General features: G+C 44.7%; 9 protein-coding genes. 3 read left to right on the top strand and 6 right to left on the bottom strand.

Annotated elements, in window-relative coordinates; all coding sequences use genetic code 11:
• Positions 1 to 140 precede the first annotated feature (140 nt).
• On the bottom strand, positions 141 to 2,207 hold the full coding sequence (gene metG / locus AACT23_RS08880; protein ID WP_013857253.1) for a methionine--tRNA ligase: 2,067 nt from the start codon (positions 2,205 to 2,207) through the stop codon (positions 141 to 143).
• A gap of 155 nt (positions 2,208 to 2,362) precedes the next feature.
• Between metG and apbC the strand changes: the two genes are divergently transcribed.
• The 3 genes from apbC (at position 2,363) to AACT23_RS08865 (ending at position 6,481) form a co-directional block, all read left to right on the top strand.
• Positions 2,363 to 3,439 (top strand): iron-sulfur cluster carrier protein ApbC, encoded by a 1,077-nt coding sequence (gene apbC / locus AACT23_RS08875; RefSeq protein WP_017048342.1) that lies wholly within the window; start codon positions 2,363 to 2,365, stop codon positions 3,437 to 3,439.
• 192 nt (positions 3,440 to 3,631) lie between these two features.
• Positions 3,632 to 4,273, top strand: coding sequence for a uridine kinase (udk, locus tag AACT23_RS08870; RefSeq protein WP_010320672.1), 642 nt, complete (start codon positions 3,632 to 3,634; stop codon positions 4,271 to 4,273).
• Positions 4,274 to 4,354: 81 nt separating this feature from the next.
• A complete protein-coding gene (locus tag AACT23_RS08865; protein WP_094129548.1) occupies positions 4,355 to 6,481 on the top strand; it encodes an AsmA family protein in 2,127 nt (708 codons plus the stop codon).
• A 61-nt stretch (positions 6,482 to 6,542) separates the two neighbouring features.
• Here the strand turns inward: AACT23_RS08865 and cobO are convergent, their stop codons facing one another.
• From cobO to AACT23_RS08840, 5 genes are all read right to left on the bottom strand, one after another.
• A complete protein-coding gene (gene cobO / locus AACT23_RS08860; protein ID WP_088728742.1) occupies positions 6,543 to 7,148 on the bottom strand; it encodes a cob(I)yrinic acid a,c-diamide adenosyltransferase in 606 nt (201 codons plus the stop codon).
• Between the two features lie 129 nt (positions 7,149 to 7,277).
• Positions 7,278 to 8,552 carry an outer membrane protein transport protein gene (locus AACT23_RS08855; protein ID WP_094129545.1) on the bottom strand — a complete coding sequence of 425 codons (1,275 nt, stop codon included), beginning with the start codon at positions 8,550 to 8,552 and terminating at the stop codon, positions 7,278 to 7,280.
• A gap of 301 nt (positions 8,553 to 8,853) precedes the next feature.
• A complete protein-coding gene (locus AACT23_RS08850; RefSeq protein WP_017050593.1) occupies positions 8,854 to 10,152 on the bottom strand; it encodes an outer membrane protein transport protein in 1,299 nt (432 codons plus the stop codon).
• 221 nt (positions 10,153 to 10,373) lie between these two features.
• Positions 10,374 to 11,099 (bottom strand): DUF3379 domain-containing protein, encoded by a 726-nt coding sequence (locus AACT23_RS08845; RefSeq protein WP_094129542.1) that lies wholly within the window; start codon positions 11,097 to 11,099, stop codon positions 10,374 to 10,376.
• Positions 11,092 to 11,640, bottom strand: coding sequence for a sigma-70 family RNA polymerase sigma factor (locus AACT23_RS08840; protein ID WP_088717986.1), 549 nt, complete (start codon positions 11,638 to 11,640; stop codon positions 11,092 to 11,094). The genes AACT23_RS08845 and AACT23_RS08840 overlap by 8 nt, the downstream gene beginning before the upstream one ends.
• Positions 11,641 to 11,821: the final 181 nt, after the last annotated feature.

Raw genomic sequence — 11,821 nt, 5'->3', positions numbered from 1 at the left:
ATGTATTTTTGCGTTGAAGTGATGCATCTTATTGGTGCATTTTGAACTAAAAGTGTGAGCTGGATCGATTTTGAGCAGTATGGTGATAAAAAATCCCCAACACAGAGTGTGTTGGGGATGCTATCGTGAAGATTGATGTATTACAGGATGCGCATGCCAGCTTGAGCACCTTCATGTGGCTCAAGAATCCATAGCTCGCTGCCACCAGGGCCTGCGGCTAAGATCATGCCTTCTGACATACCAAACTTCATTTTACGCGGTTTGAGGTTCGCTACCATGACAGTGTACTTGCCTACTAACTCTTCGGGTGAATAAGCGGCTTTAATACCTGAAAACACTTGGCGAGTTTCGCCACCAATATCTAATTGGAATTTAAGCAATTTGTCCGCTTTTGGCACCGCTTCGCAAGCGATGATCTTAGCAACGCGTAAGTCCACTTTAGCAAAATCATCAAATTCGATTTCAGCTGCAATAGGGTCTTTACTTAGCTCAGTTTCAACTGTGGTTGGTTGCGCGCTCTCAATCGCAGCTTTTTCTGCTGCCGCTTCTTCTTTAGACGCTTCAATCATCGCTTCAACGTGTTTCGGATCAATGCGATTAAACAGCGCTTTGAATGGCGTGAGCGTATGGCTTGTTAATGGTGTTTGTACGCCTTCCCAAGTGAGTTCTTGGTTTAAGAATGCTTCGGTGCGCGCCGCTAGTGCTGGCATTACAGGTTTTAAGTAAGTCATTAACACGCGGAATAGGTTGATACCCACTGAGCAAATGTCTTGTAGCTCTTGCTCTTGACCTTCTTGTTTAGCCACAACCCAAGGCGCTTTTTCATCCACGTATTGGTTCGCTTTGTCCGCCAATGCGGTGATTTCACGAATGGCACGGTTAAATTCACGACTTTCGTAAAGATCAGCAATGCGATCCGCTGCTGCGGCAAATTCTGCGTACAGCTCTGGTTCGGCAAAGGTTGCAGACAACTGATTTTCAAAACGTTTGGTGATGAAGCCTGCATTACGCGATGCAAGGTTGACGATTTTATTGACCACATCGGCGTTCACTCGTTGGGTGAAATCCTCAAGGTTCAAATCAAGATCGTCGATGCGGCTATTGAGTTTTGCGGCGTAGTAGTAGCGTAAGCATTCTGGGTCTAGGTGGTTTAAGTAAGTGCTTGCTTTGACAAACGTTCCTTTAGACTTCGACATCTTCGCGCCATTGACTGTGACATAACCGTGCACGAAGACGTTATTAGGCTTACGGAAACCACTGCCATCAAGCATCGCTGGCCAGAATAGGCTGTGGAAGTAAACAATATCTTTACCGATGAAATGGTACAGTTCGGTTTTACTGTCTTTATTCCAGTATTCGTCAAAGTCTAAGTCATCGCGTTTGTTACATAGGTTTTTAAATGAACCCATGTAGCCGATAGGCGCGTCTAACCACACGTAGAAGAATTTGTTCTTTTCGCCGGGGATTTCAAAGCCAAAGTATGGCGCATCACGTGAAATATCCCACTGTTGCAGGCCGCCTTCGAACCACTCTTGCATTTTATTGGCGGTTTCTGTTTGTAGCGAGCCAGAGCGAGTCCACTCTTTGAGCATGCTTTCAAATTGAGGAAGGTCAAAGAAGAAATGCTCGGAATCCTTCATTACTGGCGTCGCGCCAGAAACGGCCGATTTCGGGTTGATAAGCTCTGTTGGGCTATAGGTTTCGCCACACGCATCGCAGTTATCACCGTATTGATCTTCTGACTTACATTTTGGGCAAGTGCCTTTCACGAAGCGATCAGGCAAGAACATCTCTTTTTCTGGGTCAAACAGCTGAGAAATGGTGCGGCTTGAAATGAAGCCATTTTTTTTCAGCTCAAGATAAATGTGAGAAGCCAGCTCGCGGTTCTCTTCGCTGTGAGTGCTGTGATAATTGTCAAAGCTGATATCAAAACCTGCAAAATCTTTTTGGTGCTCTTCACTTACTGCGGCGATCATCTCTTCAGGTGTAATACCCATCTGTTGTGCTTTAAGCATAATTGGCGTGCCGTGAGCATCGTCTGCACAGATGAAGTTTACAGTGTTGCCGCGTAGGCGTTGGTAACGAACCCAAATGTCAGCTTGGATATGCTCAAGCATATGACCAAGGTGGATCGAACCGTTAGCGTACGGAAGGGCACAAGTTACCAGCAGTTTCCTTGAAGAAACGTTTCTTGGGTCAGTCGCCATACTTAATATTCGCTTTTTTGATAGGTATGAAAAATAGAGACCAATACTACCTTATGCAGCGAGCGACTCCAAGGCGTGAGCCTAAGGAATCCCGCAACTTTTTTGGGGTTCAGTCTGACAATAGAGAGTGATAGCATGAGCAAAAAGGAGAAGCTATGCAGCCGTTCACATCTAAACAAGATTTTTGCGATTGGTTAAACCAATTTGAACACCCTCATCTTATTGCGGGGTGGGCAAACCAACCGCATTGGGTTTCGGTTACAACAGCGGGACGTTTGACGGTTCATATTCCATTTGCCGCTAAAAATCTGCTGAATGAGCTTTCCGAATGGGTCGTCTCCAAGCAGCAAACCGATGCGCTTGCTCCATTCAGTGTTGAGATAATCATTGCGCCGAAAGCGCTAGCGACGACGGTCGCTCATAGTGTTAATGGTGTTAAAAATATTATTGCGGTGACTTCAGCCAAAGGGGGCGTTGGCAAATCAACCACCGCCGTCAATCTTGCTCTAGCCATTGCTCAATCTGGGGCGAAAGTTGGCTTGTTGGATGCGGATATTTATGGCCCTTCAGTACCGATGATGCTTGGCAAGCAAGAAGCAAAGCCAGATGTGCGTGATAATAAGTGGATGCAGCCAGTTGAGGCATTTGGCATTTTCAGTCATTCGATTGGCTATCTGGTTGATAAATCTGAAGCGGCGATTTGGCGCGGGCCGATGGCATCGAAAGCACTGGCGCAATTGCTCAATGAAACCGAGTGGCCAGATGTGGATTATCTGGTCATCGACATGCCACCGGGGACAGGTGATATTCAACTCACCTTGTCACAACAAATTCCGGTAACGGGCGCGGTGATCGTCACCACTCCGCAAGATCTGGCACTAGCGGATGCGCGCAAAGGGGCGGCCATGTTCGAAAAAGTCGACGTTCCGGTTATCGGGCTTATTGAAAATATGAGCTATCACATCTGCAGTCATTGTGGAGAGAAAGAGCATATCTTTGGTGTCGGTGGCGCGCAGAAACTGGCCAGTGAATATGGGTTGGCGCTGCTTGCACAAATTCCTCTGCACATTGCCCTGCGTGAAGACATCGACCAAGGTCGTCCTACCGTGGTTGCTCAACCAGAAAGTGAGCATACACAGCGTTATCTTCAACTGGCGGAACGAGTCTGTTCAAGCCTATATTGGCAAGGAAAGCCTAAGCCAGATGCAATCAGTTTTACATTGGTAGACTAGTGCTGGTCCACAGTGCTGTGAAAGTAGCACTGTGGTGATCTCTTCTGAAATACGACGAAAACGTTTGCTTGGTAGTTTGTTATTCAAACCTCTTCCAAAGTCTAAATCGAGACTGGTATCAGGTGGTTGAAGTCCCTATAATCGGGCAGTTTATCTATTTTCATCACCAAACCATCACCGGGTGCAAAAATAATGTCTGAGAATAATCAATGCGTCATCGTAGGTATTGCTGGCGCTTCAGCTTCTGGAAAAAGCCTGATTGCAAGCACGATTTATAACGAACTTCGTGCCAAAGTAGGCGACCACCAAATTGGTGTGATTACGGAAGATTGCTATTACAACGACCAAAGCCATCTCAGTATGGAAGAGCGCGTTAAGACAAACTACGACCACCCGAATGCACTTGACCATGATCTACTTTGCCAACATTTAGAACAATTAACCCGTGGCGAAGCGGTTGAAGTGCCAGAGTACAGCTACACTGAGCATACTCGCACCGCGAATACAACGCTATTAACACCCAAGAAAGTGATTATTTTAGAAGGTATTTTACTGCTGACAGACCCACGTTTACGTGACTTAATGCATGCGACCGTATTTATGGACACTCCGCTTGATATCTGTTTATTACGCCGAGTGAAGCGTGATGTAGAAGAGCGTGGCCGCACCATGGATTCGGTATTGAAGCAATACCAAAAAACGGTTCGCCCTATGTTTATGCAGTTTATCGAACCGTCAAAACAGTACGCGGACATTATCGTTCCTCGTGGCGGTAAAAACCGTATCGCCATTGATGTATTAAAAGCCCACATCGCGAAATTGTTGAAATCTTAACTTTTGTGGTCTTTATTTTTAAGCAGACAAGTGGCACTTTAGGTGCCACTTTCTTTTTCTAATTAAGCAAGGAAAAAGCTGATGAAAAAACTGTTTCTTTTCATTGCCATTATTATCGGTGCGTTAATCGCTGCCGCGCTCGCACTTGTCCTGTTGGTCAATCCTAACCAATTTAAGCCCTTGATTGTAGAACAAGCCAAACAGAAAACGGGGTTGGACTTAGTCATTGAAGGAGATATCAGTTGGCGTTTCTTCCCTTCGCTTGGCTTTGAGCTGGGCAAAACTGAACTCAGAAATCCACAAGGTTTCAGCGCTCCAAACCTGTTTAAAGTCGATCAAGTTGGTATTGAAATTTCGGTGATGCCATTGCTGGATAAGCAACTGGAAATTGGCAACATCCGCCTAAATGGGGCTGAGTTCCATCTTGAAACCCTTAAAGATGGCCGTTCAAACTTAGATAGCTTAACTCAAGCCGCGCCTCAACCAGCCGCCTCTTCCGCCGTAAACGAAACAAAACCAGCACAAGAAGAGACAAGCAGCGTCAATGCGAGCAACCCTGTTCAAGAGTGGACGATTAACTTAGCGGGCGTTAGCGTCGAAAACGCATTACTGGAAATACAAGACCGTAAAGCCGGTACACATACCAAGCTGTATGACGTGGCGGTAAATCTTTCAGAGTTTGCGGTGGACAAATGGACGTCAGCAACTTTTGCCGCCAAAGGTAAAAATAACCAACAAAACTTTGTCGCAGAAGGGCGAGCTGAATTCAAATTAGCCGCTGGTTTCAAGGATTATGCGGTGAAGAACGTTGTGCTTGATGCGAGCTTTAGTGACCCATCAAACCAGATTGATTCTGCGAAGATTGAATTAGCCACGTTCGAGTTTGATAAGAAGAATGCGCTGTCATTCAGCGTGAAAGGAAAGGTAGCGGATTTAAAACTTGATGCGAAGGGGAGTGCGCAACTGACTCTCGATAAAGCCATGAGCTTGGTGAAGATTGATACGCTGGTGCTGGATACCAATCTAGAAGGAACCAGTTTGCCACAAAGCCCAATGCAGATCGGTTTAACTTCGAACATTCGTTTTGATCTCTCTAAAAACCAACTGGATGTCTTACTCAGTAAATTAACCGCAAATGCATTAGAATTTGATGGTGATGTCAAAGTGACGTTGGCTGAGATCCCTAAAATCCGCTTCAATATGCATAGCCCAAATATCGATTTGGATGAATTTTTAGGGCTTGCGAATCCAGCAACGGCAAGCAGTGCCGTGAGTGAAAGTAAGGCATCGTCAGGCTCAACGTCAGCAGCGTCTGCTACGGTGAGCGCTGAAGTGGAACCGGATCTCAGTGCATTAAAAACGTTGGATGTGCAAGGCAAGGTCACCATAGACAAGTTCAAAGCTAATAATGCTCGATTACAGAATGTGCAAACCAATTTTAGCGTCGATCGTGGAATTGTGAATTTAACCTCATTCAGTGCCAACCTTTACCAAGGTACGATTCAGGCGACCGCTCAACTGGATGCAACCAACGTACCTGCCACTTATAGCGCTAAAAAAAGCGTTAAGGGAGTACAGGTACTGCCGCTATTAAAAGATGTACTCAATAATGAGATGTTACAAGGCACGGGTAACATCGATGTGGACGTAAAAGGGCGCAGTTTGACGCCAACGGGCATTCAACAAAACCTTGTCGGAACCGTGAACATCAACTTTGCCGATGGTGCAGTCAATGGTATTAACGTTGCTCACCTTATCCGTAGCAATTACGCCAAAATTAAAGGTAAGAAAGTTGATGACGACCCAGTTAAGAAAACCGATTTTAGCGCCATGACCGCTACGCTGAAATTGAACAAAGGGGAAGTCACCACCAATAACCTCGCCATGCAATCACCACTGTTGCGTATTCGTGGTGAGGGTAAAGCGAATTATCTGCAACAAACGGTTGATTTCTTGGTGAGCACTTCTGTGGTGGGAACGCTAGAGGGGCAAGGTGGCAAAGACATTGATGAGTTGCGAGACGTCACGATTCCTATCAACATCTCAGGGCAATGGAGCGATCCTAAATTCAAATTGGTTTTTGATGATGTGTTAAGACAAAAAGCGGAAAAAGAGATTGACCGTGGCTTGGAAAAGCTCGGCGTTGAGATAAAAGATGAGAAAACCAAGAAAGCGGTTGATGGCTTATTAAAAAGTCTTTTTAAGTAATTTACTGGGTTGATTTCATTATGATTGATCAAGCCTCCTCAATTTAGAGGAGGCTTTTTTATCACCAGTCGATGCCTTTTCGTGCTTTGATGCCCGACTCAAAGGCGTGTTTCACATTTTTGACTTCCGACACCGTATCGGCGATTTCAATCAAGCTGCGGTGTGCTCCTCGGCCCGTGATCACCACCGACTGCATTGCTGGCCGTGTTGCTAAGGCTTCAATCACTTCGTCTAATTCGATATAGCCATAGCTCACCATGTAGGTCAGCTCATCAAACAACACCACATCAATCGACTCATCTTTAAGCATGCGTTTGCATTCTTGCCAAACCCCTTGCGCCGCTGCGGTATCGGCTTCTTTGTTTTGTGTTTCCCAAGTAAAGCCTGTCGCCATGACTTGAAATTCGACGCCCAGTTTTTCAAGCAGATTACGTTCACCGTTTTCCCAGGTTCCTTTAATGAACTGGGCTACCGAACATTTCAAGCCGTGGCCTACAGCGCGCGCAATGGTGCCAAAACCTGAGGTAGATTTCCCTTTGCCATTGCCGGTAATGATCAATAACAACCCTTTCTCTTGCTGGGCCGCGGCAATTCGTGCATCGACTTGCTCTTTTACTTTCTGCTGCCTCGCCTTATGGCGTTCATTTTTAATCTCTTCAGTCGACATGCTCAATCCCGTTCATTAATAGCGTTGCCGTTATCATAGCTCAACTACTCGGCAGCAAAAACCATCGAAATTACAAGGAATAAAAAAGCCAGAGCAGTGCTCTGGCCTCTGGTAGTATCTCTAATGAGTTTAGAAGCGGTAATTGGCTTGTACGCCGATAAGCCAAACATTACCCGTCGTTGTACCAGAAAATTGGCCTCCAACGGCTTGCGCTGCATCATCTGAAGCATAACCACGAGATTCCACAATGTTGGCATCTTTGGCAAAAATGTAAGTAAAGCCAGTGTCTACGGTGAATTGCTCCGTGAAGGCATACTCTGCACCAACGCTTAACCAAGTTCGATCAGTTTCAGGGATGGTAATGGTACGGTTTTTATCGTTAACTGCCGCCATATCGTAAGCAATGCCTGTACGCAGTGCTAATTTTGCATCGACTTGGTAAGTCGCACCCAGAGCAAAACGGTAATTGTCTTCCCAGTTTTCTTCTTTAACCATCACTGAGCCAAGAGTGTTTAAATCCGCTTCAAGCTTTTCGAAACTGCTCCAATCGGTCCAGTTAATACTGGCATGTAGTGCCAACTGTTCATTTAGTTGGTGGTAGCTAGCCAGTTCAGCGGTGGCAGGCATAGTGAGCATCATTGAACCTGTATCATTCACTACCTTGCCCGATTCTTTCGAAAATATATTCGCTGTGCCAGTAAGCTTTAGGTCAACTTCTGATTTATAAGTAAAGCCTATGCGATTGCTATCATTGATCTGCCATGCCGTACCCACTTGCCAACCCCAAGCTTTATCTTCACCTTCCATGTACTTCAGTGTTGTACCTTGTGGAAGAGGCTTAGTTTGAGCCGGAGAGGTTGCACCGAAATGGCCTTCTCCAATCACATAACGAATGCCACCGCCAACGGTGACCACATCAGTAAGTTGGTAGCCGATGTTGGCATTGACTTCCATTGTTTTAACCATCGCTTGATTACCAAAGTGGCTCGCGCTGAAATTACGGTCAAGCTCGGTCTCCATGCCATAGTTAGTACCGAGTGCTAAACCTAGTACCATTTTATCGTTCACTTGATGTGAGAGGTAAAAATTGGGGATGACGGCATCATTTGCGAAGTCATTTGAGCTTGCTTCTAATGCGCCGTTGATTTTTCCATTCACATCAACATTCGGATTAACGTAAATTGCACCAACAGAAATTTGCGTACCTTTCAAATAAGTCAGCATGGCAGGGTTACGCCATTGTGCACTGGCGTTATCAGCCATAGCCGCTTCACCGGCGTAAGCACGCCCAAGGCCCGTTGCAGAGTATTCTGCCAATTGGAAACCAGCGGCTTGAGATGCGTTTGATACGCTGAATAGTCCACATGCCACTGCAAGTGAAAGAAGAGTTTTATTTGATTTCATTATAATGTTCGCTGAAATATTTGAATTCGGTGTGGGGATTTTAAGGTTAGAGCTAATGCTTTAAAAATATAAAGCAGTGAATTTGTTGTTTTTGAAATTAAAATCTATTAAAGGTTTAATTATAAGAGGAATACTCTGCTTGTTATGAAAGTGTTTCTGATTTTTGGCGAACACTTGTAGTGTGGTTTAAGGCCCCAAAGGTACAGTTGTTAGCTGAATTAGGCGAGGAGATGATATTACAAGCATTAAAAAGGGCTGGAAAACCAGCCCTTTATTGACGCTATGCTAATAAACGTTGCGCTTAGAAGCTGCGGCTATATTGTAAGCCGACTAGGATTGCATCTGCGTGAGTCGTTGCCGTCAGAGTTGAAAGATATTGAGGTGAACCAAGAGGATTAGGTGTTCCTTCAGATACTTGTACATCATCACCCAGTAAGTAGGTGAAACCAAAATCAATATTTGATTTTTCATCTAGGTTATAAGTAAAGCCAGCAGAGAACCATTGGCGGTCAGAGTCAGGTACTGATACTGACGTTAATGAATCTTGAGCGCTGGTGTCATACATATAACCAGCACGTAAAGTCCAATCTGTATTTAAATAATAAGTTCCGCCAATAGCATAATGCCATCCATCTTGCCATTTATATGGTTTGTTGTAAGTAGAACCTAGTGGGGAGTTTTTGAGGTCACTAAATTCAATTTGATCAAATGTGCTCCAGCCGATCCATTGTACGCTGTAATGAACTGCAAAATTGGTATCTTTTATTTTATGGAATCCAGAAAACTCAAAAAGGTCAGGCAATGGTAAATTGATTTTTTGTCCTTTATCATCTTTTGCTTCCATTTCAGGACTGTAATGATATGCGGCACCGAAACGGTTATTTTCATCTAGCTCAAAGACAGTACCAAAGTTGAATCCGATAGCCCAAACATCAGCACCATCTACGTTGACTAAATCTTTACCACCCAAACTTGCGACATCAGAACTAGCCGTACGTTTCATGGTTCCTTTACCATAGATTAAATCTAGTCCAGCGCCAACACTCCATTGAGAGTCTATTCTGTAAGAACCAGCAAGGCCTAAGTTAAAGCTCTTGACGTCTGTTAAACCGCCATATTCACTAGCAGAGTAACTATCTGAAAATTCAGTTTTTGTACCAAAGTTAGAATAGGCATTGACGCCCCACGCAAACTTATCATTGAGAGGGACAATGAGATGGATATTTGGAGCAATAGATGTACCGCCTGCTTCATCATAATTTGCGTTTTTGGGAGCCGATAGCTGTGGTGCAACTTGGCAAGTTGTACCACAGTATTTCGCATCCTTGACTTTAATTTTTGTCGTTATGGATTCAAAGCCCAAAGAGAGTGAGGTTTCATCAAACAACGCCATTGCGGCAGGGTTACGAGCCATCACCGATGCGTTATCGGCAATAACCGCATCACCAGCAAATGCACGACCTAGGCCAGTCGCAGATTGTGCATTGAGCTGAAAGCCCGCTGCCAGTGCTTGTTGTGAAGCGAGAGCTACCGTTACGGCAAGTAACGATTTTTTAAACAGACGCGTCTTGTTCATGGTGCTTTTCCTTTTTGATTTCATCGCCTCTAATGGACGTTGTTTTTGAGCAAATGCTCAATTGGTGGCTGATACTAGAGGCAAGTATAGAAGATAGAAATCCGACCATTGTCTAATTGAATGATAAAATTGCAGAAATGATGTCTATTTGGCAGGAAAAAGGCGGAAAATGCTTGTTTATAGAGTTTAAGCTCTATTTTTGTCTAGGGAACCTGGCCCGCATTATATACAGGCCAGGAATGGTTTTAATGGGAAGGTTTTAGCATAGGCATTAGTTTTTTAGCGATGTTCGTGACATCTTCGCCATTTCCACCGACAAGGATCAGGCTAGCATCACCGACGGGTTCGATGATTCCTGCCATGCCTTGCTCATTAAAGTTCACGGCTTGTTCACTGGCAATGCCTGTGAAAAAGAGCGTCACTTTCCCGCTTTCACCTTGAAAAACCATGTGCAGAGCGTTTGCCTTGCCAAAACCACAGTGGTTTAGGTAATAAACGTGGTAAGGGAAGTTACTGCTTAACTGATAAGCGAATGGCAGCATTTTGGCGTTGATCTGCGTTGAATTCACTTGTTCATCCAGTTGGTTGACAAAGCCTTCTTCATCAATGACGTGTTTGATGGCGGTGTCCATTAGGCTTGCCTGCGCCGGTGGAATGAGCACATTTCGCCAATTGATTTGGCCAACCAATAAACCAAACACAAAAGCAATCGATGCAGCCAATGTCATCGCTTGCTTGGCAAAAGTAGGTCGGATGACATTGCTTGCCATTGTGGTTTGACTAAATAGAATACGGTCTGCGAGATCGTCAGGCACGTCTACATTCATTGCAGTAGCAATCGTTGCATCTAAGCTCAATATGTCCTCTAGGAACTGACGATTAGTATCACTAGTGGATGCCGCTTGGATAATTTCTTGGTCATGCTGTTTTGGATCGGACATAACTCGGCGGCGAAATTCTAATTCATCCATTTTGCTGCCCCTTATACGCTTCTGATGAATCCAATTGTTCTTTTAATTGATTACGAGCTCGAAACAGACGAGTCATGACCGTGTTCTTATTGAGTTCGAGGATCTCGCCAATTTCATCACCACTAAAACCACCAATGACTTGTAGGAAAAGAGGTTCGCGGTATTCAATATCCAGCTTCATTATCTGTGCCTGCAACCACTCTTGTTGATGATGAGGATCATCGTTGACTTTTACGTCACCGCTGTAGTCATCAATATCGACCAACTCAAACTGCTTGCGCTCAAAGCGGCGCGCGTTCTCGCGACGAAGAATAGTTATAAGCCACGATTTGGCCGCTTTCTCGTCGAGTAAGCTATCGAGAGATTTCCAAGCCCTCAAGCAGGTTTCTTGGACTAAATCTTCAGCAATGCTTTTATCTTTACATAGCCAATAGGCATAACGAAAAAGATCTCGGTGATAAGCACGCACAAGCGTTTCATATTTTCTCTGTCTGTCAATATTACTATTGACCGGGCTGCTGGACTTTTTCTTTCCAAACATGGTTATTATCGACACATGAGTCTCCGTTTGCTCTGTGATTTCTTCTTTGTTTAGGCCATTTTATGGTCGTCTTGCGATGAACGCTTCGCGTATTCGTTCGCTTTCGATCCGTTCAAGTTGTTCGGTAACATCAATTCAAGCGTCGACGGCTTTTTAATTTCATAGTATTGAATAAATCAAT

This window comes from Vibrio sp. V09_P4A23P171, assembly GCF_963875615.1.
GTDB lineage: Bacteria > Pseudomonadota > Gammaproteobacteria > Enterobacterales > Vibrionaceae > Vibrio > Vibrio anguillarum.
This window is presented reverse-complemented; position numbering and strand designations above follow the sequence as displayed.

Excerpts from the sequence above, each read along its gene's own strand:
- metG (WP_013857253.1), bottom strand. The coding sequence starts at position 2,207 with ATGGCGACTGACCCAAGAAACGTTTCTTCAAGGAAACTGCTGGTAACT.
- apbC (WP_017048342.1), top strand. The coding sequence starts at position 2,363 with ATGCAGCCGTTCACATCTAAACAAGATTTTTGCGATTGGTTAAACCAA.
- udk (WP_010320672.1), top strand. The coding sequence starts at position 3,632 with ATGTCTGAGAATAATCAATGCGTCATCGTAGGTATTGCTGGCGCTTCA.
- AACT23_RS08865 (WP_094129548.1), top strand. The coding sequence starts at position 4,355 with ATGAAAAAACTGTTTCTTTTCATTGCCATTATTATCGGTGCGTTAATC.
- cobO (WP_088728742.1), bottom strand. The coding sequence starts at position 7,148 with ATGTCGACTGAAGAGATTAAAAATGAACGCCATAAGGCGAGGCAGCAG.
- AACT23_RS08855 (WP_094129545.1), bottom strand. The coding sequence starts at position 8,552 with ATGAAATCAAATAAAACTCTTCTTTCACTTGCAGTGGCATGTGGACTA.
- AACT23_RS08850 (WP_017050593.1), bottom strand. The coding sequence starts at position 10,152 with ATGAAATCAAAAAGGAAAAGCACCATGAACAAGACGCGTCTGTTTAAA.
- AACT23_RS08845 (WP_094129542.1), bottom strand. The coding sequence starts at position 11,099 with ATGGATGAATTAGAATTTCGCCGCCGAGTTATGTCCGATCCAAAACAG.
- AACT23_RS08840 (WP_088717986.1), bottom strand. The coding sequence starts at position 11,640 with ATGTTTGGAAAGAAAAAGTCCAGCAGCCCGGTCAATAGTAATATTGAC.